Here is a 24,599-nt window from a genome sequence, read left to right on the forward strand (position 1 = left end):
GGGCTGACGGGTTCCGTAGTCTGTGTGCGACCGTCTACTTGGAGAAAAGATCATGTCGGAAAGCACGCGCACCCAACTGTTGATCGCGCGAAAAGTGCCGCAAGCCGTGGCGAGCCGCGCAGTGTCGGAATTCAACGCCTACGTGACCGAATCGGATATGGATGCATGGGCGGTGGTGGAATTCTGCAAGGCGCGCGAGGTGCCAGCCGTTCTGGTCGGGAAGAAATCCGGCTTGCAGGAAGCGCACATTGCGGCGTTGCCATCCACGGTGAAGATCATTGCCAATGCCAGCGCTGGCGTTGATCACATGAACGTGGCGTTCGCCCGCGAGCGAGGCATTGTCGTGACGAACGCGCCCGATGCCTTGACCGAATGCACGGCGGACTTCGCGATGTTGCTGGTGCTGGCGGCGAGTCGGCGTGCGGCGGAATACGAAAAAATCATGCGCGCCGGTTGGGGGAAATCGTTCGGCATGACGGACATGCTGGGCACGCGCGTCAACGGGAAAACGATTGGCATCGTGGGCTTCGGACGTATTGGGCGAGCGGTGGCGAAGCGCGCGCAGGCGTTTGGCATGACGGTGGCCTACACCGACATTCAGCGGGCATCGCCGGCGCTGGAGAACGGGGCAATGTTTTATCCCAGCCTGACGGAACTGCTTCCGCATTGCCAGGTGCTCTCGCTGCACGTTCCCGGTGGCGGATCGCCGCTCATGACGAAGGCGCAGTTCGATCTCATGCCGAAGGGGGCCGTATTTGTGAATGCGGCGCGTGGCGATCTGGTAGATGAAGATGCGCTTTACGGCGCATTGACGTCGGGGCACCTTTTCGGCGCGGGTCTCGACGTGTATCGAAACGAGCCCAATGTCGATGCCCGCTTCGCATCGCTGGACAACGTATTTCTTACGCCTCACATGGCGAGCGCGACGAAAGAGACGCGCGACCAGATGGGGTTCACCGCGTTGGACAATGTGGCGGCTGTGCTAGCGGGGCGTAGCGTGCTGAACCCGGTCTGATGGGGTTTGACTTCGCAAGACACTCATATGGCGTTTGCACCGACGTGTGGCGGCGAAGCGGCGTAGCGTCGTAGCAGGGATGACGCCTGGCGTTTTCAACGCCGCGGCGCAGCGTTGGCAAATCACACGTCGCGGCGACGCCGCGGCAGGCCGGTGACGGTGAACTGACCCCGTAAAGTTGGACGGGGACGTGATGGCGGTAAGCGCCGGGTTCTGTACTGCGCGTAACTCAGCCCTTCTGGCTCGAGCCTGATGCGGCCGTGATCGTAGTCGTGGATGCCGTTGGCAAAGGCGGGGCGGATCTAGACGCCCCATTCGGGTCGCGGGTCATGCGGCGAATTTCAGATCGCCGGCGCCGTTGGTGCTTTCCAGAATCGATTGTCGAATGGCCGATTCTGAAGGGTAGTGCCTGACGTCAAATCGCACGAGGCGAACATTGACCGCCTTCAACACGTCATCCTTCTTTGCGTCCCGCGCTCGCTGTTGCTTTCCCTCATGCGACGGATCATCCAGCTCAACTGCGGCAGCGACTGAAAAATCAGGGGTGCAGATGAGGAAGTCCACCGACAGTTGCGCGATTCGGTTGAAGTGCAAATGGTTTTTGCCACGCTTGGTTCGGACAATTCGCTTGATATCGACCTGTGCCAGAACGATGTATCCGGGCAAGCTGCTGACCAACAGCCGATAGAACGCTTGCTCGGTCTTCGTGAGCGGTTTCACGGCGTAGTAGGCGGTCGAGTCGATGGCGATGCCCGACCCGCGTTTGCGAGGTCGAACCTTCTCCAATATCAGCACCATGACAACAAGCACGGTCAGTGAAAGCAATGCCACACCCATACGAAACCTCCGAAGTTCAAGGATAAGTGGGGGGCACTTTTTTGATTTTTCCTGCGGGAAACCTTTGCGCCGGATGCCATCGATGTAAAGGGCGGTAAGCGTTCACCATCCTCAACATAATCAGAGGCGAGGGCACATCAAGCAAGACTGGCCGCCCATTAGACGTTCGCTGCACCATGTGTTCTACGGCAAATGACGAGCGACGTAGATTGGGGAGCGTTGGCGCCCGTGCTCTGCCCGGCGTTGCCAAAGAAACCACCAAAGGGGGCGCTTCACAGAATTCTCGATGGCGCAATCGATGGACGGCGCACCTGTTCCGCGCATTGTAGCCTTGCAGCCATACGCAAGTAGTGCGCGACCAAGCGCAACGAGGACTAAGTCGGCGATTTGGCGGAGGTCGTGACGCGGCCGGTATTTCTGAAGCGCGGTTGCAGTGTCGAAAGCGTCCTGCCAGGGCCAGAACCGAAACGACGCGGGAGCCGGAAGCATTCGCACGACGCACAAAAGCAACTCGGGCAAAGCTTGTCGGCGATGTCACGACACGACGCGCGCGACCGACTAGGCGACGAGTTCGAAGCGATCAAATACTCGGTTTGCGGAGCAAAGGACGAATGGTGGAGCGCGGCAGAGACGGGCTGAATCGCCGAATGCCTTGAGAAATGTGTGGTGCCAGGGCTGGAATCGAACTGGCACGCCTTGCGGCGGGGGATTTTGAGGGTGTGGCTGTAGATGGCGAGATCAAGTACGGAGGGTTCGGTTGCGCTGCGCAAAGCAAAAAAGGCAATCGTGGAAAATCGCTTGATTACTGGGGCGGCAGCGCGCGTTGCGGAGCGCGTGAGGGCTGGTGTTCGCGAGTTTCGACGAACACTGATTTCTCTTAGTGAAGAATCTTTGCAGCGAGAGATAGTCGCTCGGCCGTCGCGGCCAGACGCTTATCTCGTGTCCAAATGGCAGCCCCCGGCGTGAGGCGTGTCGCCGCAAGTAGATGGGCATCAACGTAGCCGATACCCAACCCGAAAAGCGTTTGCTCCCCAATGAAACGCAAGACCTCGTCATCTGTTGCAACGGCAACGCGTGGAAGATCGCGCAGCGTTGAAATGACGACATCGCGATTCTTGAGGCTGCCAAGCGCAAGTTCGCCAATCACGTAGGGATGAGCCAGCACTCTCCCAGTCTCTAGCAACCGGACAAGTGTGGCGTCACCGGCTCTTAGATGGTCGATCCAAATCGAGGTGTCGACCAGAATCATGCGGGCTCCGTTTGGCGGCGCGGGATATCGGTGAGGTCTGCCTCTGTTCCACCCAGACGAGCCAAACGGCGGGCGCTTTCGCGCTCGATCAAAGCCTTGAGCGCTTCACGGATCAAGGCCGACTTCTCCTGCAAGCCCGTGAATGCTTGCGCTTTCGCGAGAAGCTCATCGTCCAACGCCAAAGTAGTGCGCATATGCCACCTCCATCGATGTGAGTAGCATAATTATAGCATCGAATGATGTCGGAATTTGTGCCTTCGGTTCGTTGGTTCACCGTGCATTCCGTCAGCACGCCTTCCTTTCGCCTCTTATACGTCACAAACGTTTTCGCAGCGCGTCGAAACTTTTCGAGTGTCGACGCATAGGCTCGGATATTCGGAAGTTGCTGAAACGCAAGGTTCGGCACTCCTGCGATGATGAATTCAGTCGTTGGCGCGGCTAAATTCATCCACATCTCAGGAGGCTTTGATGAGTGATTCAAACAAGAGCGGCGGGAAGGACGAAGGAAACGGCGTTCAATGCGACGGCGGGCTCGATCTCCCCACGTGGTTGACGCGTGAAGGGCACGTTGTCTGGTTCCATGAATACAAGAAATACCTCGGTTACGCCTGGGACGAGACAGCAGGAGAAATCAGGCGAGCGCATGTGTCCGACCCTGAGCACGCGATTTACTTCGAGACGTTCGCGGAAGCGATGGTAGCGACAGACATGTTGATGGGCTCTCACGTCATTCTTCACGCGGCGAAGCGGGGCGAGAAACCGCGATTGGTGCGGTAGTTGGGTGCGGCCCATCCTATTCGGTGGGCCGTTCCACCGCAACATTGGCTGACGAATGTCGATTGCACTGTCGCGCTAAGTACGACGTCGAAAGCGGAGGCGACCGGGGACATTCATAAAGCGCAAAAGCAGTTGGGGCACAGGTCGCTTGCGCTGACCGAACACTACGTGCGTGACTGACTGGGCGACAAGGTCGAGCCGACCAGATAACCGGTTTTGCGGAGCAAAATATGAATCGCGGGGCAGGGCAGAAAAGGGCGGAATCGCCGAATGCCTTGGAATATCTGTGGTGCCCAGGGCCGGAATCGAACCGGCACGCCTTGCGGCGGGGGATTTTGAGTCCCCTGCGTCTACCAATTTCACCACCTGGGCAGGTGTGCGTTCACCGAGCGGTGTCGCAGCGTGACTCGTTCAACGAACCCGAGGGCTCACCGGACGAAGGCGAGATTATGACCGAAATTTCTCCCGGCCACAAGCCCGCCCCGTCGGCATTCAATGCACCTGCTGCTGGCTCTCGAGCACGCGCAGCAGCGACGACGTGTCGTCGTGCCCCCAACCGTGCTCCATCAACGCCGTCAACTGGCCCTTCACCAGCGACAGCGCCGGCAGCGACAGCCCCGCGTCGGCCACGGCGTCCAGAATCATCGCGAAATCCTTGTCGTGCAAGCGCGCTTCAATGCCTGCCGCAAAGTCGCGATGGGCCATCTTCGGCCCCATCATGTCGAGCATTCGACTGCCCGCCAGACCCTGCGAAATCGCCTCGATGACCTTGTCCTGGTCCACGCCGTTGCGAGCCGCGAACAACATCGCCTCCGCAATGCCCTGGATATTGATCACCTGCACGATCTGATTGCACGCCTTCGCCACCTGACCCGCCCCCACGTCGCCCACATGCGTGATCGTCGTGCCCAGTACCGACAACAGCGGCTTCACCTTCTCGAAGACGTCGCGCGGCGCGCCGACCATGATCGACAGCGATGCGTCGGCCGCGCGGGACGGCCCGCCCGACACCGGCGCATCCACCAGCGCAATCTCGTGACGCGCCAGACGCGCTGCCATGCGCCGCGTCGCTTCCGCCGAAATCGTGCTGTGATCCACGCAGATCGTGCCCGCGCGCGCGCCATGCACCACGCCGTCCGTGCCGAGCAACACCGCCTCCACGTCCTCTGTCGTCGTGACGTTGGTGATGACGAAGTCGACATCGGCGGCGGCCTGCGCGGGCGTTGCAAACACTTGTGCGCCCTGCGCGACGAACGGGGCCGCAGCCTCCGGCCGGCGCGCGTAAAGTTGCAACCGATGCCCCGCCGCCATCAGATGACGAACCATCTGGCCGCCCATGGCGCCCAGTCCGATAAACGCGATGGTGTATGTCGTCATGCCGGGATCAATTCGAGACGTAGACGAACTTGCCGTTCTTGATCTGCCCCATCACCCCGGCGCGCTGGTCCAGCCCCACGTGATCCTTCGGGCTGAGATTCATGATGCCGTTCGGAATGGCGAGGTTGTGCGTGGATTCGAGCGCATCGCGCAGCGCCGCGCGGAATGCCGGCGTGCCCGGTGCCGCCACCTTCACGGCGCGCGGCACGGCGTCGTTGAGCAGATCCCATACGCCATAGGCGTCCGCGGCGAACTGCGTAACCGTATCGGGGCCGTACTTGGCCTCGTATCGCTTCGTGAACGCCAACGCCGCCGTGCGCGCCGGATGCCCGGCCGGCAACGTCTTGGCGACGACGCCCGGCTGCGTCGGGAACAGCGTGCCTTCCACGTCCTTGCCCCCCACGCGAACGAAGTCGTACGTGGCGATGCCGTGCGTCTGGTAGATCTTCCCAGCGTACCCGCGCTCCTGCAAAGTGCGCTGCGGCAGCGCGGCAGGCGTGCCCGATCCGGCCACCAGAATCGCGTCGGGCTTGGCCGCCATCAGCTTCAGGACCTGGCCCGTGACGCTCGTGTCCGTGCGATTGAAGCGCTCCTGCGCCACGAGCTTGAGCTTGCGCAGTTCGGCAAACTTCGAGAATTCTTTCCACCAGCTCTCGCCGTAGGCGTCGGCAAAGCCGATGAAGCCCACTGTCTTGATACCGTGGTTGGCCATATAGCGCGTCATGACGTCGGCCATCGCCGAATCGTTGGCGGCCATCTTGAAGGCCCAACGGCGCTTGGCATCTTGCGGCTCCACGGCGACCGCCGAACCGATCAGGGTGATCATCGGCGTCTCGGCTTCGGAAATCGGGTCGAGCATAGCGAGCGCGCTTGGCGTGATGTTCGGGCCAACAATGACGTCGACCTTGTTTTCGCTGATGAACTTGCGCGCGTTCTTCACGGCCGTGCCTGGATCGGAGCCGTCGTCGAGAAAGAGGTAATGCGCCTTTTGCCCACCGATATGGTCGGGCCAAAGCTGCATGGCGTTCTTGCTGGCGATACCGATGGCGGCCGCCGGGCCGGTCGACGACAGATCGATGCCGACGGTGATGTCGGCGCGAGCCGCGGTCACAACACCGGCAAGGGTCATGGCAAGCAGCACGCCCGACAGGCGGATGCCGCGAAGAGGTGAGCGCATGGGGTCTCCTGTTGATCGAATCGCGTAAGCATACCGCACCGCTTGCGTTCGGCCACCGAAGAAAAATAGTGCGAGACCCGCCCCGGAATACGGGGCACCGCTAGCCCCGGCGCTCGGGCGTCGGCGCACTCGTTCCCCCAAAGCCCTCGGAAGGCTTAAAGCTCGTAACTCTCGTGTTCGCCGCGCAAGGCTTGCTCGACCAGCTTGCGGGTCAGGATCGGCGAGAGCAGTTCGACCATCGTAAACACGTAACCGCGCAGATACGCGCCCTGTTTGAGGGCGACGCGCGTCACGTTCGTGCCGAAGAGGTGCCCGACCTGGAGCGCCCGGAGGTTACGGTCGCGCTCGGGATCGAATGCCACCCCCGCCAGAATCCCCACGCCAAGCCCCAATTCGACATAGGTCTTGATGACGTCGGCGTCAATCGCCTCGAGCACGATGTCCGGCTGGACATGGCGCAGCGCGAAGGCCTGGTCGATCTTGGCGCGTCCGGCGAATTGGGGGTCATAAGTAATCAGCGGATATTTCGCCAGATCCTCGATGCCCACGGACGGGAGTTGCAGCAGCGGGTGATCCGGCGGCACCACCGCCACGTGCTGCCACTGATAGCAAGGCAGCGACACCAGATCCTTGTAGCCGGCGATCGCTTCGGTCGCGATGGCCAGATCCGCCTGATCGTGCAGCACCATTTCGGCGATCTGCGTCGGGCTGCCCTGCAGGATCGAGAGCCGCACCTTCGGATACCGCTTCTTGAACTCGGCCACCGCATGCGGCAGTGAATAGCGCGCCTGCGTGTGCGTCGTGGCAATCGTCAGGCTGCCCTGATCCTGGGCAGCGTAGTCCTTGCCGATCCGCTTGAGGCTTTCCACCTCAAGAAGGATGCGCTCGACGGACTCGAAAATGATGCGCCCGGGCTCCGTCAGATTACGGATGCGCTTGCCATGGCGGGCAAAGATGTCCACGCCAAGCTCTTCTTCCAGCTCGATGATGGCCTTCGAAACGCCCGGTTGGGAGGTGAACAGTGCCTTGGCGGCCTCCGTCAGGTTGAAATTCTGGCGAACGGCCTCGCGCACGAAACGGAACTGGTGCAGGTTCATTTGTATAACTTTCGAAAATATACAAACAATTTTTAATTCGTTTGAAGTATATAGCGTTTTCATTACAGTGGGTGCCACTGTTTCGATAACGTTATTCCCGCCAGGCATTAAGCACCAACAGGAACGTCATACATGTCGCTGTGGCTCGAACCCCTCTCCGGATTTGGCGTCGGCCTGCTGGTCGGTCTGACCGGCGTCGGCGGGGGCTCGCTGATGACGCCCCTGCTTACGCTGGTGCTTGGCTACGCGGCCCCGGTGGCTGTCGGTACCGATCTGGCGTTTGCGGCGGTGACCAAGAGCTTCGGCACGGTCGCGCATCGCTCGCACGGCCACGTGAAGTGGCACATCGTGCGCCGGCTCACGCTCGGCGCGCTGCCGGCGGCGCTGGTGACGATCGTTTTCCTGAAGCGCCTCGGGGGCATCGACGACGCAGCGCTGCACGTCATCAAGCTGTCGATTGCCGCGTCGGTGCTGCTCACGGTGCTCTCCCTGCTGTTCCGCGCCAAGCTGCTGGCAGCGTTGCGCACCCACCCGAACTGGCAGTTGACGGGCCGCAAGCAGGCCGTGGCCACCGTGCTGGTGGGCGCCGTGATCGGCGTGCTCGTGACGATTTCCTCGATTGGCGCGGGTGCCGTTGGCGCCACGCTGATCCTGATGCTGTACCCGCAGTTGGAACCGGCCGAAGTCGCCGGTACCGATATCGCGTACGCGGTGCCGCTGACGGCCATCGCGGCGCTGGGTCATATTTGGCTCGAGACGGTGCACTGGGCACTGCTCGGCAGTCTGTTGATTGGCTCCCTGCCCGGGATCTGGCTGGGTGCGAAGCTCACCCGTCATCTGCCCGAGCGCGTGGTGCGCGGGGCGCTGGCGGCAACGCTCACGCTCGCGGCAGTGAAGCTGGTCGGCTGACCCTCCCCACAGACAACAAGGAGTTCGCGACATGCGAAACGAATCCCGCTGGGAACCCACGCAAGCTGCCACACCGTCGAACGGGGCCGATGCCGAACATCAGGACATGGCGCTGCTCGACGAGATGGAAGCCGTGCTGGCCGAGCGCCTCGCCCGCATCGCGGGTTCGCATCGCAACGTGAAGTTTGCCAGCAGCCTGGCCGCCGAAGACATGCTCATTACGCACGTGATTCTGCGCCAGCAACTGCCGATCACGGTGTTCACGCTCAATACCGGGCGTTTGCACGCCGAGACGCTGGGCATGCTCGACCAGATCAAGACCCGCTATGGCTACGACGTCGCGCAGTACGCGCCGCAGGCCGATGCCGTCGAGGCCTATGTGGCCGAGCATGGCGCGAATGCGTTCTACGAAAGCGTGGACCTGCGCAAGGCGTGCTGCCAGATTCGCAAGGTCGAGCCGCTCGGCCGCGCGCTCGCCGACGCCGACGCCTGGCTCACCGGCCAGCGGCGCGAGCAGTCGGTCACGCGCGGCGAACTGGCGTTCGCCGAGCACGACGACGCGCGCGGCATCGCCAAGTACAACCCGCTCTTCGACTGGACCGAAGCGCAAGTGTGGGCTTACCTGACGGCGCGTGACGTGCCGGTCAACCCGCTGCATGCGCGCGGCTATCCGAGCATCGGCTGCGAGCCGTGTACGCGCGCCATTCGCCCGGGCGAAGACAGCCGCGCCGGGCGCTGGTGGTGGGAGTCGCGCGACAGCAAGGAGTGTGGGCTGCACGCGAGCAACCTGAGCCAGATCCCGGTGGCCGTTCAGTCGAACTGAGACATCGGGCGCGGCGCCGGCAGATCCGGCAAACAAGACGCATGACGATGTGACAGCCCCAGGCGGCACATCGTGACGAATCGAATCACGGAAATTTCGGAATCATCAAGGAAGGGAACACTATGGGTGCGATGCACGAAGTCGCGCAAGCCAATGGCTCGCGTATGGATCATCTGGACTGGCTCGAAGCCGAATCGATGTACATCCTGCGCGAGGTCGTGGCGGAGTGCCGCAAACCCGCGCTGCTGTTCTCGGGCGGCAAGGATTCGGTCGTGGTGCTGCACCTGGCGCTCAAGGCCTTCGGCCTGGGCCCGAACCGCAAGACCGTGCTGCCGTTCCCGCTCGTCCATATCGACACGGGCCACAACTATCCGGAAGTGATCGAGTTCCGCGACCGCCATGCCAAGGCCCTTGGCGCCGAGCTGGTCGTGGGTCATGTGGAAGATTCGATCGAGCGCGGCACGGTTCGTCTGCGTCGCGAGAGCGATTCGCGCAACGCGGCCCAGGCCGTGACGCTGCTCGAAACCATCGCCGAACACGGCTACGACGCCATGATCGGCGGTGCGCGCCGCGACGAAGAGAAGGCCCGCGCGAAAGAGCGCATCTTCTCGTTCCGCGACGAATTCGGTCAGTGGGATCCGAAGGCCCAGCGCCCGGAACTGTGGCATCTGTTCAATGCACGCCTGCACAAGGGTGAGCACCTGCGCGTCTTCCCGATCTCGAACTGGACCGAGCTGGACGTGTGGCAATACATCGCCCGTGAGAACCTCGACCTGCCGTCGATCTACTATGCCCACGAGCGCGAAATCGTGCGTCGCAACGGGTTGCTCGTGCCGGTCACGCCGCTCACGCCGAAGCAGGACGGCGAGTCGAGCGAGCTGGCGTCGGTGCGTTTCCGTACCGTCGGAGACATCAGTTGCACGTGCCCGGTCGCCAGCGTTGCCGCCAGCCCGGTGGAGATCATTGCCGAGACGGCCGTGACCGACATCACCGAGCGTGGTGCCACCCGCATGGACGATCAGGCCTCGGAAGCCGCGATGGAACAGCGCAAGAAGCAGGGCTATTTCTAAGGCGCCGCGAACCGCCGCCATCCGCCCTCAAGTACAGACACATTGGCCCGCCGGGCGCGCAGATTCACCGCGCCACGGGCCACGCAATCGAGTTGAAAAGATCATGAGCCTCACCCCGCATCAGGAAGACCTCGGCGTGCTGCGTTTCATTACGGCAGGCAGCGTCGACGACGGCAAAAGCACGTTGATCGGCCGTCTGCTGTATGACAGCAAATCGGTGCTGACCGACCAGCTCTCCGCCATCGCGCGCGCCAAGCACAAGCGCACCGCCGGCGAAGACATCGACTTCTCGCTGCTCACCGACGGCCTCGAAGCCGAGCGCGAGCAGGGCATTACCATCGACGTCGCCTATCGCTACTTCACGACCGCGCGTCGCAAGTTCATCATTGCCGACACGCCGGGCCACGAGCAGTACACGCGCAACATGGTCACCGGCGCATCGACGGCGCACGCCGCGATCATTCTGGTCGATGCCACGCGCGTGACCGAGGTTGACGGGCGCACCGAGTTGCTCGCCCAGACCAAGCGTCACAGCGCCATCGTCAAACTGCTCGGCCTGCAGCACGTTATCGTCGCCATCAACAAGATGGACCTGATCGACTACAGCGAGACGGCGTTCAACGCCATTCGCGCCGCCTATCTCGAGCTGTCGCAGCGCCTGGGCCTGGAGGATGTGCGCTTCGTGCCGGTCTCCGCGCTCAAGGGCGATAACATCGTGTATGCGAGCGACCGCATGCCCTGGTATCAGGACGAACCGCTGCTGGACGTGCTCGAATCGCTGCCGGTCACGCAGACGGGCGGTGAACTGCGCTTCCCGGTGCAACTGGTGGCGCGCCAGGACGGCGCGCATGCCGATGACTTCCGCGGCTACATGGGCCGTGTGGAATCGGGCTCGGTGCGTGTCGGTCAAACGTTGCGCGTGCTGCCGGCCGGCCGCACGGCGAGCGTCGCCGAGATTGTCGGGCCGCGCGGCTTGCTGGAGGAAGCGTTCGCCGGGCAGTGCGTGACGATTCGTCTGACCGAGGACGTGGATGTGTCGCGCGGCGATACGTTCGTTGCCGCCGCCTCGACGCTGGAACCGTCGCGCAAACTGGCCGCCGACGTGTGCTGGTTCGACGAGGATGCCCTCGCACCGCAGCGCAAGTATCTGCTCAAGCAGGCGACCAGCACGGTGTACGTGAAGGTCGGCAGCGTGGACACGGTGCTCGACGTCAGCACGCTCTCGCACGGCACGGACAAGTCCACGCTCGCCATGAACGACATCGGGCGCGTACAGTTGAGCTTGCAGAAGCCGGTGGCTGCCGACACGTACGACGCGAACCCGGCCACGGGCGCGTTTGTGCTGATCGACGAAGCCACGCACCACACGGTGGCAGCGGGCATGATCCGCAGCCTCGCCGCATAACGAGCGGCGTAAGCATTGCAATACCCGTAATACCCGGCGCACGGTCTCCCGGATGGGACCGGCGCCAATCCTCACGAACCATGGCGACATCATGACGGTGACTTCTTCGCAACCCGGTACGGCACCCGGCAAGGTCTATCTCGTCGGGGCGGGCCCCGGGGCGGCCGATCTGATCACGGTGCGCGGCGCACGACTGTTGGCGCAGGCCGACGTGGTGCTGCACGACGCGCTCGTCGAGCCCGAGATGCTCGCGCTGTGCCCGCAGGCCAAGCAAATCGCGGTCGGCAAGCGTTGCGGCAAGCAATCGAGCGCGCAGCACTTCATCAACAAGCAATTGATCGATCATGCGCGCACGCACGCGCTGGTCGTGCGCCTGAAGGGCGGCGATCCGATGCTGTTCGGCCGTGCGGACGAGGAATTGCGCGCGCTGGAGGCGGCGGGCATCGCAGTGGAAGTCGTGCCCGGCATTACGGCGGCGCTGGCCAGTGCGGCAGCGCTGGGGCGTTCGCTGACGTTGCGCGGTGTGTCCCGCAGTGTGGCCTTCGCCACGCAAAGCCGTGCGCCCGACTCGGCCGAGATTGCGGCGCAGGCGTCGGCCGATTCGCTTGTCTATTACATGGGACGTGACAGCGCTCAGCGAATTGCAGTGGAATTGATCGCGGCAGGCAAGCCGGCATCGACGCCGGTGGCGATCGTGGAAGCGGCAACGACCTCGCGCGAGCGACGGGTGAGCCTCACGCTGGACGACGTTCGCCAGGGGCGGGCGGCGGCGTGGTTCGACGCGTCGCAGCCGAGTGTGCTGCTCATCGGCGAGGCGTTTGCGCATGCCGACGCCGCGTCGTTGCACGACTGGGCGACGCAGGCGGCGATGGCTGCCTGAGGGCGCGCTGGCGAGCCTCAGCCGGTGTCGTGGGGGCCGGTAGCGGCCTACGAAAACGGGTCGATGAAAGCCGGTCTACGAAGACGGGTTTACGAGAGCAGTCTACGAAAAACGGCGTCACAGTATGAACTGTGACGCCGTTTTTCATGTTGGCGATGCCCTGCCGCGCTTGAGGCGAATTCCCTTAACGGCCGTCCGTCATTCTGCTGCAGTAGTCGGCGAGCGCGTCGAGCACCGTGTCGTCCTCGCCGATGGCGGCGCTCACGCGCAGATCGAGGCCCGGATGTGCGGCGCGGCACGCATCGGCAAGCGCGGGCAGATCACGTCTCACGTGACCGCCCTGGCCCAGGAAGACGGGCACCAACGTGATGTCGGACGTCCCCGCCGACGTCATGGCTGCCACGGCGTCGCCGAGCGACGGCGTCATCAGTTCCAGGAAGGCGAGCCGCACGTCGGCGTCGGGGCGACGGGCGCTGAGCTTGTCGCGCAGACGCTCGAACGGCTCGGCCCAGCGTGGGTCTCGGGATCCGTGGGCGAACAGGATGATGCCGGGTTGGCTGGGCATGATCGGCGGCTCAGTGTTTGTCGACCCAGCGCAGCGCCGCGATGGCGAGCACCAGATAGAGGAGTGACGGTAACGCGGCCGTGAACCATGCCGGCCAGGTGTTGAGCAGGCCCAAGTGCGAGAACAGGGTGTTGAGCAACTGGAAGCTCATGCCGAGCATGATTCCGCCAAACACCTTCAGGCCGATGGCCCCGGCGCGTGCATGCAGGTAGGCGAACGGCAGCGCCAGCGCCATCATCACGAAAACGGCAAATGGATACAGCAGCTTCTGCCATAGCGCGAGGTTGTAGCGGTCGGTGTTCTGCTGGTTTTCCTTCAAGTGGCCGATATAGCTGTACAGGCTGCCGATAGCCATGTTGTCGGGCGAGACCATCAGTACCGAGAGGATTTGCGGCGTCAGTTCCGAGCGCATCTGCACCGTGTCGATGTGCACCTGCTTGCTCTGCACCAGGGCGCGCAGCGGATCGGTGCTGGCCGTGGCGTCGTCCGTCGCGCTGAAGACGGTCTCGGACACATCCGTCAACTTCCAGTAGTCCGGTGCGGCAAACTGTCCCAGCTTGGCCAGTCGCACGCTGTCCAGACGCAGCTTGTCGTCGAATTCGTAGATGCGAACGTTGGCGATGGTGTTGTCGGGATTGAGCGTGCCGACGTTGATGAAGCGGGTGACGCGCGAGCCGTCCTGATCGACGGTGTCCTTGACCCAGACGCCCGAGCGAAATCCTGCCGAGACCGAACTGCCCAGCGCTTCGAGACGAATCTTCTGCGCGAGCTGTTCGGCATTCGGCGCGACATACTCGCCGATGAGGAACGTGATCAGCACGATCGGGAAGCCGATTTTCAGCAACGAGCGCAGCGCCTGTCCCGTCGAAAGTCCCGAGACCCGGAAGATCGTGAATTCCGAGTTCCCCGCCAGTTGCGCGCAGACGTAGATGGCGGCAATGAGCGAGGCGACCGGAATGATTTCGTACATGCGCTGGGGGGCGAACAGCAGCACGTAGGCGAGGGCGTGCTGGAAGCGGTAGCCCCCACGGCCGACGTCGCCCAGTTCGCTCACCAGGTCGAAGAAGACGAACAGGCCGACGAACGCCAGCAGGACGAACAGGAACGCCAGATAGATCTGGCGCGCAAAGTATTTCTCATAGATGCGCATCAGCGAGCCCCTCCCGATGCGGGCGTTGCGCCGGCGCCGCCCTGACGGCGTCGGCCAATCAGCCCCCGGAAGCGCACGCGGCGAACGTAAAGCAGCACGATGATGACCATGGCGAGCGCGTGCAACAGCCACACGCCGATGGCAAGCGGCATGCGCTCTTGCGCCACCCACGCCTGCGACAGGCTCAACAGGTTGGTGTAGGCGAGATAGATGAGCACGGCCATGACCAGGTTGACGGTGCGGCCGTGGCGCGGGTTCTGATAGGCCAGCGGCACGGCGAGCAACACCAGCGCGAGCGCGAGCAGCGGCAGGCCGATACGCCAGACAATCTCGCCGCGGAAGATCGGATTCTGGATCTCACGGAACAGGCGCGCGGTCGGCACGCCCTTGGTCGGGGTGTTGTCGGTTGGCGCGACGGCCGGGTTGTCGATCTTCACGCCATAGCGCTCGAACTCCATCACGCGGTAATCGGGCTGGCCAGGCACGCCGTCGTAGCGGCGGCCCTTTTCGAGCACGATGTAGCGATTGCCGTCCTTGGCCGTTTCGATGTGGCCCTCTTTCGAGACCACCACGCTGACCTTGCCGTTCTCGGTTCCGGAGACGAAAACGTTGTGCACCTTGGTCGCGTCCGGCGAGACCGTCTCGACGAAGAACACCCGGTGGCTGGCGGCGCTTTCGCGGAACTGGCCCGGGGCGATCATCGAGACATCGTCGCGTTGGGCGAAGCGGGCTTCGAGCGCGGCAATCTGCTGGTTCGCCCACGGCCACGCCACGAGTGCGCAGAACGTGATCACGGCCAGATAGGGCGCGGCAAAGCGCAGCACCGGCTTGATGAAGTGGGCGATCGACAGGCCCGAGGCGAACCACACGACCATTTCAGAGTCGCGGTACCAACGGGTGAGCACGAACAGGATCGAGACGAACAGCGTCACGATCAGAATGACAGCCAGGTAGCCGATCACGGCCAGGCCGATGAGCACGAGCACGTCGCGCGGGTCGGCTTTCCCGGACGCGGCGAAGCCCAGGATGCGGATCATCATCGTGGTGAGCATGACGGTGATCAGCACCATGAAGACGGCCCCGGCGGTGTAGTTCAGCTCGCGCTGCAGGGAACGCTGAAAAATCATGTGATGGCGATTGGGGTGCTCTCGCGGTTGGGCGAGCGGGGAAAAAAGCGGATAATTGCGGATCGTACGAATTTTACCCGAGGAAAGCGCGATGGACTTTAGCATAAAAGCCTTCGATTCGACCAAGGCCGGCCAGGCTGGGCTTGCTCACGCAAAGACCGAGTGTCTGGTGGTCGGCGTGTTCGAGCAACAGCCGCTCGCCGGGCTCGCCAAGGCGCTGGACGTCGCGAGCAAGGGCCTGCTCGCACGCATGGCCAAGCGCGGCGAACTCGATGGCAAGCTCGGTAGCACACTGATGCTGCACGAAGTTGCCGGATGGAGTCAGGCGCGTGTGCTGTTCGTCGGTCTGGGCCGTGAAGATCAGTTCTCGCCCAAGGGCTTCAACGAAGCCTCGCGCGCCGCGGCGCGCGCCGTGTTGGCGTCGCGCGCGACCGATGCCCTCTGGACGTTGCCGCAAGCCGCGGTGCCCAAGCGCGATACCGCCTGGGCCGTGAGTGCCTCGGTCCTCGCATTGCGCGACGCGACCTACCGTTTCACGCAGATGAAGAGCAAGGCCGAGCCGGCCAACACGGCGCTGCGCAAGGTGCTCTTCGCGGTGGCCCCCGACGATCTGAAGGCCGCCAAGGTCGCGGCCAGGCACGGCGAGGCGATTGCCAACGGCATGGCGCTCACCAAGGACCTGGGCAACCTGCCGGGCAACGTGTGCACGCCGACGTACCTGGCCGATACGGCCCGCAAGCTCGCGCGCGAGTTCAAGCTCAAGGCCGACATCCTCGGGCCGAAGCAGATCGAAGCGCTCAAGATGGGCTCGTTCCTGTCGGTCGCCCGGGGGTCGGTGCAGCCGCCGCAGTTCATTGTGCTCAAGTATGAAGGCGGCGCCGCCAAGCAGGCCCCGATCGTGCTGGTCGGCAAGGGCGTGACGTTCGACTCGGGCGGCATCTCGATCAAGCCCGGCGAGGGTATGGACGAGATGAAGTACGACATGTGCGGCGCGGCCTCGGTGCTCGGCACGATGCGCGCGGTCGCCGAGATGGGCCTCAAGCTCAACGTCATTGCCATCGTGCCGGCCACGGAGAACATGCCGGGCGGGCGGGCAACGAAGCCGGGCGATGTGGTGACCAGCATGTCCGGCCAGACCATCGAAGTGCTCAACACCGACGCCGAAGGCCGTCTGATTCTGTGCGACGCGCTCACCTACGCCGAACGTTTCAAGCCGGCCGCCGTGATCGATGTCGCTACGCTCACGGGCGCCTGCATCATCGCGCTCGGCCACGTGAACACGGGCCTCTTCTCGAAGAGCGATGCGCTCGCCGACGAACTGCTGGCGGCCGGTCGCACGACGGGCGATACGGCGTGGCGTCTGCCGGTCGAGGAGGAGTATCAGGAGCAGCTCAAGTCGAACTTCGCCGACATGGCGAACATCGGCGGGCGCCCGGCCGGTAGCGTGACCGCGGCCTGCTTCCTGTCGCGGTTCACCGAAAAATATGAGTGGGCTCACCTCGACATCGCCGGGACGGCATGGAAGAGTGGGGCGGCCAAGGGGGCGACGGGCCGTCCGGTGCCGTTGCTCACGCAGTTCCTGATCGATCGCGAAGCCCGGTGACACGCGTCGATTTCCACACGCACGTGGCGAACCGGCTCGACTACGCGTGCCGGTTCGCGCGCAAGGTCTACGGCGCCGGGCAAACGCTCGTGGTCGTCGGTGAGCCCGACGTGCTGCGCGCGTTCGACCAGACGCTCTGGACGTTCTCGCCGCTGGAGTTCGTGCCGCACTGCTTCACCCAGGACCCGCTGGCTCCGCAGACACCGGTCGTGCTGGCCGCGCCTGACGAACAGGCGCTGCATCACCAGGTGCTGCTGAATCTGGCGGGCAGCGTGCCGACGCACTTCGCGCGCTTCGAACGGGTGGTCGAGATCGTGGGCGACACGCCGGACGAATTGTCCGGTGCGCGCGAACGCTATCGGTTCTACCGAGATCGGGGCTATACCCTGAACAATTACGACCAGAGAGGCTGATGGTGACGAATGAGCCCGAGCGCACCGATCCCGGCATTCCCACGCTGACCGAAGTGCTCGCGCCCGGCGACGCAACGCCGTTACCGGATGCCGAACGGGTCGTACCGCCAGCCGAGCAGGGCGTGCCGGCCGATGTCGCGGTGTTTGCCGAGCGCGTGAGCGCGCGCCTTACGCTGCAACTGGCCGATGAAATCACGACGATGGTGGAGCGTCGCTGTCACGACGCGCTGATCGATCAGACGTCGTGGTTGGTGCAACTGATCGGCAAGCAGGTCGCCGATGCCTTGCAGGCGCAATTGCCGGACCGAATCCGGCAGGCGGTGATCGAAGAGGTCGCGAAGCAGGTTCGCTCGTAGCGCTTGAGGGGGCGGTGGTTGCCCGGGCCTTGCCGTAACGCTCAGCAACGCTCACGGCCGTGCGTCCGAGGCCTCGGTGTCCGACGGCTCAGTGTCCGAGGCCAAGAATCCAGCGTGCCAGACGACCCGCCTCGCCCGGGGCGAGCTGAGGGCTGGCGGGCATCGGAATACTCCCCCATTTACCGCGACTACCGTCCGCAATGGTCCGCGCAAGATTGTCGGCGGCGCCAGGCTGTCCGGCGTAGCGTTTGGCGATATCCCGGTACGACGGCGCGAGCAACGTTCGGTCAACGGCATGACAAGTCATGCAATTGCGCTGGCGGGCAAGCTTGTCCATTGCTTGGGTGTCTGGCGGGTCTTGTTCGGCGGTGGTCGACCGGAGGCTTGTCTGTGCTACTGCGGCGCTCACCGCGATCAGCATCCACACCCCGATCATCGTCCCGGCCCACTTGCCGTTCATTGCCTTCATTCGAAATTCCCCGATCGTTGAGAGGTCCCGATGCGAGGCTGCGTGAGGTGGACGTCCGCGGGTGACGACGTTGGGCAGGTGCATCGACGCGCCATTATAAGGTGGCGCGCCCGGCGCCCGACGCGTCGAGGCAATGCATAAAAACGGCACCGCTGCCAGGGAGGCTAGCGGTGCCGTGAGGGTTTCCCGGCGTCGAGATCAGCCCGTCACCGCCCCCTTGTTGGCCGGTTGCGCCAGCGCCGCATACTTGGCCATGACGCCCCGCGTATACCGCGGGGCCGGTGCCTTCCACGCGGCGCGACGCCTGGCGAGTTCCTCGTCCGGCACATTCAGTTGCAGCAGGAGCTTGTGCGCGTCGATGGTGATCGAGTCGCCTTCGTGCACGAGTGCAATCGTGCCGCCCACGAACGCTTCCGGTGCCACGTGCCCGACGACCATGCCCCACGTGCCGCCGGAGAACCGACCGTCGGTAATGAAGCCGACCGTCTCGCCGAGTCCCTTGCCGATGATCGCCGACGTCGGCGCGAGCATCTCAGGCATGCCCGGCCCACCCTTCGGACCGAGGTAGCGCAGCACGAGCACGTCGCCGGCCTGGATCTTGTCGGCGAGGATCGCGTCCATCGCACTTTGCTCGTCGTCGAACACGCGCGCCGGGCCGGTGATGACAGGATTCTTCAGGCCCGTGATCTTCGCGACGGCGCCATCTTCCGCCAGATTGCCCTTGAGTATCGCAAGATGCCCTTCCTTGTAGAGCGCCTTGTCGATCGGGAAGATCACGTGCTGGTCGGCGCGCGGCACCGATGGCACGTCCTTCAGTTCTTCGGCGATCGTCCTGCCCGTGATCGTCATGCAATCGCCGTGCAGCAGGCCGGCGTCGAGCAGGATCTTGAGCACTTGCGGAATGCCACCCGCCTTGTGCAGGTCGGTCGCCACGTACTTGCCCGACGGCTTCAGGTCGCACAGCACCGGCACGCGCTCGCGAATGCGCTCGAAATCGTCGATGCTCCAGTCGATGTCGGCGGCGTGCGCGATGGCAAGATAATGCAGCACCGCATTGGTGGAGCCGCCCGTGGCCATGATGAGCGCCACCGCGTTCTCGATGGACTTGCGCGTGATGATGTCGCGCGGCTTGAGATCCTGCTTGACCGCTTCGATCAGCACCCGCGCCGATTCGGCGGCCGAGTCGACCTTTTCCTGATCGGGGTTGGCCATCGTCGACGAATACAGCAACGACATGCCCAACGCCTCGAACGACGAACTCATCGTGTTGGCCGTGTACATGCCGCCGCAGGAGCCGGTCGACGGACAGGCGTTCTGCTCGATGCCCTTGAAATCGGCCTCGGTCATGCGCCCGGCGGTGAACTCGCCCACGGCCTCGAACGACGAGACGATGGTGAGATCCTTGCCTTTCCAGTGCCCCGGCTTGATCGTGCCGCCATAGACGTAAATGCCCGGCACGTTGATGCGCGCCAGCGCGATCATGCCACCCGGCATGTTCTTGTCGCAGCCGCCGATGACGACCACGCCGTCCATCCACTGCCCCTGCACGGCGGTCTCGATGCAGTCGGCAATGACTTCGCGCGAGACGAGCGAATACTTCATGCCCTCCGTGCCCATCGACATCCCGTCGGAAATGGTGGGGGTGCCGAACGTCTGCGGATTGGCCTGATGGGTCTTGATGGCGTCGACGGCGGCGTCTGCCAGCCGCTGCAACCCCGCGTTGCACGGGGTGATCGTCGAATGGCCGTTGGCCACGCCGATCATCGGATTGTCGAAGTCTGCTTCCTTGTAGCCCAGCGCGTAGTACATCGAGCGGTTGGGCGAGCGGGCCACGCCTTGCGTGACATTGCGCGAACGACGGTTGAATGCCATGACGGTCTCCTGTGGGGATGCGCCACGCCACAGCCTATCGCAGCGTCGCGCACAAGCGTTGTTGTATCACGCTGTCATGCCGGCGGCACACGCGTCATCCGGGCGCACCGCGCAAGGTCATTGCTGCTTCACTACTGCGTTTCTGTACGTCAACGTCTGCGCGGGAGCTGCCGCGCGCGCGGCCGCTCCCGTGATGCACGCCGATCGCACCGATGGCTTTGGTCCGTTCAATCAGTTCAATCGGCGCTTTCGTCGCATTATCCGCGCTTGCCCAGCTTCAGTTGCGACAGGTCGCGCACCGCGCCACGGTCGGCCGAGGTGGCCAGCGCCGCGTACGCTTGCAGTGCTTGCGACACCACACGCTCGCGATTCGCCGGCTGCCATGCCTGGTCGCCACGGGCTTCCATGGCGGCACGGCGGCGCGCCAGTTCGTCGTCGGACACGGCCAGATGCATCTTGCGCTGGGTGATGTCGATCTCGATCACGTCGCCATCTTCCACCAGACCGATGATGCCGCCTTCGGCGGCTTCCGGCGACGCGTGGCCGATCACCAGACCCGACGAACCGCCCGAGAAGCGACCGTCCGTGAACAGGGCGCAGGTCTTGCCCAGCCCCTTCGACTTCAGGTACGACGTCGGGTACAGCATTTCCTGCATGCCCGGGCCGCCCTTGGGGCCTTCGTAGCGGATCACGACGACGTCTCCCGGCTGGACCTGATCGCCCAGGATGCCGTCGACGGCATCGTCCTGGCTTTCGTACACGCGCGCACGGCCCGTGAAGACCCACTGCGATTCGTCAACGCCGGCCGTCTTCACGATACAGCCTTTCTCGGCGAGGTTGCCGTACAGCACGGCCAAGCCACCATCCTTCGTATAGGCGTGTTCCTTGTCGCGAATGCACCCGGTCTCGCGGTTCAGGTCGAGCGACGGGTAGACCGATGACTGGCTGAAGGCGATGGTCGTGGGCACACCGCCGGGGGCAGCGCTGTAGAACGTTTGCGCCTTGTCGCCCGCGTCGCCGGCCACATCCCACTGGGCGATGGCGTTGCCGAGCGTGCCGCTGTGCACGTTGCCGCACGACGTATCGAGCAGCCCGCCGCGTGCGAGTTCACCCAGAATGCCGATGATGCCGCCAGCACGGTGCACGTCTTCGATGTGGTACTTGTCGGTCGCCGGGGCGGCCTTGCACAGGCACGGCACCTTGCGCGAGATGCGGTCGATGTCGGACATCTTGAAGTCGACACCGGCTTCCTGCGCGGCGGCGAGCAAGTGCAGTACGGTGTTGGTCGAGCCGCCCATGGCGACGTCGAGCGCCATGGCGTTTTCGAAGGCGGCCTTGGTCGCGATGTTGCGCGGCAGCACCGAGGCGTCGTCTTCCTGGTAATAGCGACGGCACAGCTCGACCACGAGGCGGCCGGCCTGCTCGAACAGCCCGCGACGCCAGGCGTGCGTGGCGACAATGGTGCCGTTGCCCGGCAGCGCGAGACCGATGGCTTCGGTCAGGCAGTTCATCGAGTTGGCGGTAAACATGCCAGAGCACGAGCCGCACGTCGGGCAGGCGCTGCGCTCGATCTCCGCGACTTCGGCGTCGCTGACCTTCGGGTCGGCCGCCTTGATCATGGCGTCGATCAGGTCGATCTTGGCGATGACCTGGCCGTCGCCATTCTTGACCTTGCCGGCTTCCATCGGGCCGCCGGAGACGAACACGACGGGAATGTTCAGGCGCATGGCGGCCATGAGCATGCCCGGCGTGATCTTGTCGCAATTCGAGATGCAGACCATGGCATCGGCACAGTGCGCGTTGACCATGTATTCCACCGAGTCGGCAATCAGCTCGCGCGACGGCAGCGAATAGAGCATGCCGCCGTGGCCCATGGCGATGCCGTCGTCCACGGCGATGGTGTTGAATTCCTTGGCCACACCGCCGGCCGCTTCGATCTCTTTGGCCACCACGGCGCCCAGATCGCGCAGGTGCACGTGACCCGGCACGAACTGCGTGAAGGAGTTCACCACGGCGATGATCGGCTTGCCGAAGTCGTCGTCTTTCATGCCGGTGGCGCGCCACAGGGCGCGGGCGCCGGCCATGTTGCGGCCGTGGGTCGAGGTGCGGGAACGGTATTGAGGCATGGTCGTCTCTGGAACGCTGGGCTTGTGGGATGAACGAAATACGGGGCCGCCAGGCGTCATATGGTCTGAATACGTGGATACGCTCTGGAATCGGTCCGGACGCGCGAGTGGGGGGCGATGCCGCCAACGCCACTCGGCACGCCAGTGTCGGCCGGACGTCAAGATTCGTCTTTCCTTGCATGCTTGTCAAATATATTATTTGACTCGGATTGAGTCGAAAAACATATCATGGATCTCCGTCAACTCCGGTACTTCGTTGCCGTGGCCGAAGAGCGGCATTTCGGTCGCGCCGCCCAACGTCTGTCGATGACCCAGCCGCCACTCTCGCAGCAGATCCGGGCGCTGGAGGCGTCGCTCGGGGCGCCGCTGTTCGTGCGCACCAACCGCTCGGTGGAACTGACGGCCGTCGGGCGGCAACTGCTGCCCGAGGTGCGGCGCATTCTGGCGGACGCCGATGCGCTGCCGGCGTTCGCCCAGGGTCTGGCGCACGGGGAGGTGGGCACGCTCTCGCTGGGTTTCGTCTCGACGGCGGACTACGGCATTCTGCCGCCGCTGCTGCGCGAGTTCGGCAAGCGTTACCCGCGCGTGCGCCTGCAACTGCTCGAAGCGACGAGCGACGTGCAGGTCGAGGCGCTCATGGATGGCCGCATCGACGCCGGGCTCTTCATCCCGCCGGTGCCCGCTCGATACGCCAACGAACTGTCCTACCTGCCGATCGTGCGTGAGCCGCTGATGCTGGCGCTGCCGGCTGGACGGGGCATGGCCGCTGGTGAAGACGCCGTGGGAGTTGCCCTGCCGGGCGACGCCGTGAGTCTGGCCGACTTCGCCGACGAGCCGCTCGTCATTTTTCCGCGTCGCGTGGCGCCGGCGTTCTACGACATCATCATGGGCTGTTATGCGGCGCTCGGTCTCACGCCACGCGTGGGGCAGGAGGCGATCCAGATGCAGACCATCGTGAGTCTGGTGTCGGCGGGCATGGGCGTGGCCCTGGTGCCGCAGTCGCTATGCCACCTTCGGCGCACTGGCGTGCGGTATCGTGCACTGCGCGAAACCAGCACGCTCATCGAGACGGGCTTGCTCTGGCGCACGGCCGAAGTCACGCCGGTGCTCGAAGGTTTTCTCGAAACGGCGCGCGGCGTGGCCCATACACCGCCGGGGGCGACATTGACCAACTGAACGTAACAATGACAACGTCTGCCGGCGTGCCGCGACCGGGGGCGCTCGTGGTATCGTGCTGCCCATCCCAAAGCCTGCCGGGCCGACGTCCATGGCATGCGCGGTGACTGGCGTGTCGCTCGATGGCGGCAATGGGTTGCCCTGGCCGGTCATTCGCCCTCTGACGGAACTTTTGTTCACGAATCGATTCTTCTGATCCATGCTGATTCATCCTCAATTCGACCCGGTCGCGATTCATCTCGGCCCGCTCGCCATCCGCTGGTACGGCCTGATGTACCTGGTCGGCTTCATTCTGTTCCTCGTCGTGGGGCGTGTGCGCGTGCGCCAGCCTTCCATTGCCGCACAGGGCTGGAAGGCGCAGGATCTCGACGACATGCTGTTCTATGGCGTGCTCGGTGTGATTCTTGGCGGACGTCTCGGTTACGTGCTCTTCTATAAGCCGTCGTTTTATCTGGCGAATCCGATCGACATCTTCAAGGTGTGGGAAGGTGGCATGTCGTTCCACGGCGGCTTCCTCGGCGTGCTTGTCGCCATGTGGCTTTTCACGCGCCGTCGCGGGCACTCGCTGCTCGAAGGCACCGATCTCATCGCGCCGATGATCCCGCTGGGGCTCGCGGCCGGGCGCCTGGGCAACTTCATCAATGGGGAATTGTGGGGCCGTGTGACGTCGCCCGATTCGCGCTTCGCGATGCTGTTCCCGCAATCGGCGGGCGAAGACGTGCAGTGGGCGATGGCGCATCCGCAGGCGATGGCCGATCAGGCGATGGCGGCGGTGTTTGCGCAGTTCCACGGACTGCCTCGCTATCCGTCGCAGTTGTTCGAATTCGCGCTCGAAGGCGTGGCGCTGTTCCTGCTGCTGTGGTTTTTCGCGCGACGCGCGCGTCCGGTGGGCGCGGTGTCCGCGATGTTCCTGATGGGCTATGGCGTCTTTCGTTTCCTCGCGGAATTCACGCGCGAGCCCGACGCGTTCCTCGGCCTGCTGTCGTTCGGCCTGTCGATGGGACAATGGCTGTCGATGCCGATGATCGTCGCAGGCGTCATCATGCTCGTGTGGGCGTATCGTCGCCGGACGGCGGCATCGCACGCCTAAGGCGACGACAAGCGCGACCGCAAGGGTAACGGCAAG

The 24,599-nt window shown here is 63.9% G+C and carries 24 protein-coding genes and 1 tRNA gene; 12 read left to right on the forward strand and 13 right to left on the reverse strand.

All coding sequences use genetic code 11. From position 1 onward, the window contains the following. Positions 1-52 precede the first annotated feature (52 nt). Entirely contained in the window at positions 53-1,015 is a 963-nt protein-coding gene (locus tag PEP31012_RS13510; RefSeq protein ID WP_150589845.1) for a 2-hydroxyacid dehydrogenase, read from the forward strand. A gap of 327 nt (positions 1,016-1,342) precedes the next feature. Here the strand turns inward: PEP31012_RS13510 and PEP31012_RS13515 are convergent, their stop codons facing one another. The 3 genes from PEP31012_RS13515 to PEP31012_RS13525 all read right to left on the reverse strand — a co-directional run bounded on the left by PEP31012_RS13515 (position 1,343) and on the right by PEP31012_RS13525 (position 3,295). After that, the gene (locus PEP31012_RS13515) at positions 1,343-1,852 is read right to left on the reverse strand and encodes a DUF2726 domain-containing protein (protein WP_150589846.1); all 510 of its coding nucleotides are present in this window, start codon (positions 1,850-1,852) and stop codon (positions 1,343-1,345) included. 877 nt (positions 1,853-2,729) lie between these two features. Beyond that, positions 2,730-3,101: a type II toxin-antitoxin system VapC family toxin gene (locus PEP31012_RS13520; protein WP_150589847.1), complete on the reverse strand. Its 372-nt coding sequence runs from the start codon at positions 3,099-3,101 to the stop codon at positions 2,730-2,732. Further along, positions 3,098-3,295 (reverse strand): type II toxin-antitoxin system VapB family antitoxin, encoded by a 198-nt coding sequence (locus PEP31012_RS13525; protein ID WP_150552341.1) that lies wholly within the window; start codon positions 3,293-3,295, stop codon positions 3,098-3,100. Before PEP31012_RS13525 ends, PEP31012_RS13520 begins: the two co-directional genes overlap by 4 nt. A 274-nt stretch (positions 3,296-3,569) precedes the next feature. On the opposite strand from PEP31012_RS13525, the gene PEP31012_RS13530 reads away from it, so the two are divergent. Further along, a complete protein-coding gene (locus PEP31012_RS13530; RefSeq protein WP_150589848.1) occupies positions 3,570-3,878 on the forward strand; it encodes a hypothetical protein in 309 nt (102 codons plus the stop codon). Positions 3,879-4,165: 287 nt separating this feature from the next. Here the strand turns inward: PEP31012_RS13530 and PEP31012_RS13540 are convergent. The 4 genes from PEP31012_RS13540 to PEP31012_RS13555 form a co-directional block, all read right to left on the reverse strand. Beyond that, positions 4,166-4,250: transfer RNA gene (locus PEP31012_RS13540), tRNA-Leu, on the reverse strand. 120 nt (positions 4,251-4,370) lie between these two features. After that, positions 4,371-5,255: an NAD(P)-dependent oxidoreductase gene (locus tag PEP31012_RS13545; protein WP_150589849.1), complete on the reverse strand. Its 885-nt coding sequence runs from the start codon at positions 5,253-5,255 to the stop codon at positions 4,371-4,373. A 7-nt stretch (positions 5,256-5,262) separates the two neighbouring features. Then, positions 5,263-6,432, reverse strand: a complete 1,170-nt coding sequence (locus tag PEP31012_RS13550; RefSeq protein WP_150589850.1) for an ABC transporter substrate-binding protein — start codon at positions 6,430-6,432, stop codon at positions 5,263-5,265. Positions 6,433-6,587: 155 nt separating this feature from the next. Continuing rightward, complete coding sequence (locus PEP31012_RS13555; RefSeq protein ID WP_150589851.1) at positions 6,588-7,529, reverse strand: CysB family HTH-type transcriptional regulator; 942 nt, start codon at positions 7,527-7,529, stop codon at positions 6,588-6,590. 132 nt (positions 7,530-7,661) lie between these two features. On the opposite strand from PEP31012_RS13555, the gene PEP31012_RS13560 reads away from it, so the two are divergent. The 5 genes from PEP31012_RS13560 (at position 7,662) to cobA (ending at position 12,616) form a co-directional block, all read left to right on the forward strand. After that, entirely contained in the window at positions 7,662-8,438 is a 777-nt protein-coding gene (locus tag PEP31012_RS13560) for a sulfite exporter TauE/SafE family protein (RefSeq protein WP_150589852.1), read from the forward strand. Positions 8,439-8,544: 106 nt separating this feature from the next. Then, positions 8,545-9,261, forward strand: coding sequence for a phosphoadenylyl-sulfate reductase (locus tag PEP31012_RS13565; protein ID WP_150589915.1), 717 nt, complete (start codon positions 8,545-8,547; stop codon positions 9,259-9,261). Positions 9,262-9,383: 122 nt separating this feature from the next. Then, the gene (gene cysD / locus PEP31012_RS13570; protein ID WP_150589853.1) at positions 9,384-10,331 is read left to right on the forward strand and encodes a sulfate adenylyltransferase subunit CysD; all 948 of its coding nucleotides are present in this window, start codon (positions 9,384-9,386) and stop codon (positions 10,329-10,331) included. A 103-nt stretch (positions 10,332-10,434) separates the two neighbouring features. Beyond that, positions 10,435-11,736: a sulfate adenylyltransferase subunit 1 gene (locus PEP31012_RS13575; RefSeq protein ID WP_150589854.1), complete on the forward strand. Its 1,302-nt coding sequence runs from the start codon at positions 10,435-10,437 to the stop codon at positions 11,734-11,736. 91 nt (positions 11,737-11,827) lie between these two features. Further along, positions 11,828-12,616, forward strand: coding sequence for a uroporphyrinogen-III C-methyltransferase (gene cobA / locus PEP31012_RS13580; protein ID WP_150589855.1), 789 nt, complete (start codon positions 11,828-11,830; stop codon positions 12,614-12,616). Positions 12,617-12,800: 184 nt separating this feature from the next. On the opposite strand, the gene PEP31012_RS13585 is transcribed toward cobA, so the two are convergent. The 3 genes from PEP31012_RS13585 to lptF are packed head-to-tail and all read right to left on the reverse strand — an operon-like array spanning position 12,801 to position 15,458. Beyond that, positions 12,801-13,181 (reverse strand): sirohydrochlorin chelatase, encoded by a 381-nt coding sequence (locus PEP31012_RS13585; protein ID WP_150589856.1) that lies wholly within the window; start codon positions 13,179-13,181, stop codon positions 12,801-12,803. A gap of 10 nt (positions 13,182-13,191) precedes the next feature. Then, entirely contained in the window at positions 13,192-14,331 is a 1,140-nt protein-coding gene (gene lptG / locus PEP31012_RS13590; protein ID WP_150589857.1) for an LPS export ABC transporter permease LptG, read from the reverse strand. Further along, on the reverse strand, positions 14,331-15,458 hold the full coding sequence (lptF, locus tag PEP31012_RS13595; RefSeq protein ID WP_150589858.1) for an LPS export ABC transporter permease LptF: 1,128 nt from the start codon (positions 15,456-15,458) through the stop codon (positions 14,331-14,333). Before lptF ends, lptG begins: the two co-directional genes overlap by 1 nt. A gap of 91 nt (positions 15,459-15,549) precedes the next feature. On the opposite strand from lptF, the gene PEP31012_RS13600 reads away from it, so the two are divergent. From PEP31012_RS13600 to PEP31012_RS13610, 3 genes are read left to right on the forward strand one after another with little or no spacing between them, the layout of a single operon-like run. Next, positions 15,550-17,061: a leucyl aminopeptidase gene (locus PEP31012_RS13600; protein WP_150589859.1), complete on the forward strand. Its 1,512-nt coding sequence runs from the start codon at positions 15,550-15,552 to the stop codon at positions 17,059-17,061. After that, positions 17,058-17,474, forward strand: coding sequence for a DNA polymerase III subunit chi (locus PEP31012_RS13605; RefSeq protein WP_150589860.1), 417 nt, complete (start codon positions 17,058-17,060; stop codon positions 17,472-17,474). The genes PEP31012_RS13600 and PEP31012_RS13605 overlap by 4 nt, the downstream gene beginning before the upstream one ends. Further along, positions 17,474-17,830 carry a DUF2486 family protein gene (locus PEP31012_RS13610; protein ID WP_150589861.1) on the forward strand — a complete coding sequence of 119 codons (357 nt, stop codon included), beginning with the start codon at positions 17,474-17,476 and terminating at the stop codon, positions 17,828-17,830. The genes PEP31012_RS13605 and PEP31012_RS13610 overlap by 1 nt, the downstream gene beginning before the upstream one ends. Before the next feature lie 88 nt (positions 17,831-17,918). Here PEP31012_RS13610 and PEP31012_RS13615 read toward each other — a convergent pair whose 3' ends face one another. The 3 genes from PEP31012_RS13615 to ilvD (PEP31012_RS13625) all read right to left on the reverse strand — a co-directional run bounded on the left by PEP31012_RS13615 (position 17,919) and on the right by ilvD (PEP31012_RS13625) (position 22,297). Then, the gene (locus tag PEP31012_RS13615) at positions 17,919-18,299 is read right to left on the reverse strand and encodes a c-type cytochrome (RefSeq protein WP_246171282.1); all 381 of its coding nucleotides are present in this window, start codon (positions 18,297-18,299) and stop codon (positions 17,919-17,921) included. 198 nt (positions 18,300-18,497) lie between these two features. Continuing rightward, positions 18,498-20,171 carry a dihydroxy-acid dehydratase gene (ilvD, locus tag PEP31012_RS13620; protein ID WP_150589862.1) on the reverse strand — a complete coding sequence of 558 codons (1,674 nt, stop codon included), beginning with the start codon at positions 20,169-20,171 and terminating at the stop codon, positions 18,498-18,500. Positions 20,172-20,428: 257 nt separating this feature from the next. Beyond that, positions 20,429-22,297: a dihydroxy-acid dehydratase gene (gene ilvD / locus PEP31012_RS13625; protein WP_150589863.1), complete on the reverse strand. Its 1,869-nt coding sequence runs from the start codon at positions 22,295-22,297 to the stop codon at positions 20,429-20,431. Between the two features lie 228 nt (positions 22,298-22,525). Here ilvD (PEP31012_RS13625) and PEP31012_RS13630 point away from each other — a divergent pair, with 228 nt between their 5' ends. Together PEP31012_RS13630 and lgt are read left to right on the forward strand one after the other, a co-directional pair. Next, a complete protein-coding gene (locus PEP31012_RS13630; RefSeq protein WP_150589864.1) occupies positions 22,526-23,473 on the forward strand; it encodes a LysR family transcriptional regulator in 948 nt (315 codons plus the stop codon). Positions 23,474-23,672: 199 nt separating this feature from the next. Then, complete coding sequence (gene lgt / locus PEP31012_RS13635; RefSeq protein ID WP_150589865.1) at positions 23,673-24,563, forward strand: prolipoprotein diacylglyceryl transferase; 891 nt, start codon at positions 23,673-23,675, stop codon at positions 24,561-24,563. The last annotated feature ends 36 nt before the right edge of the window (positions 24,564-24,599 follow it).

Source organism: Pandoraea eparura (assembly GCF_902459725.1).
Lineage (GTDB): Bacteria > Pseudomonadota > Gammaproteobacteria > Burkholderiales > Burkholderiaceae > Pandoraea > Pandoraea eparura.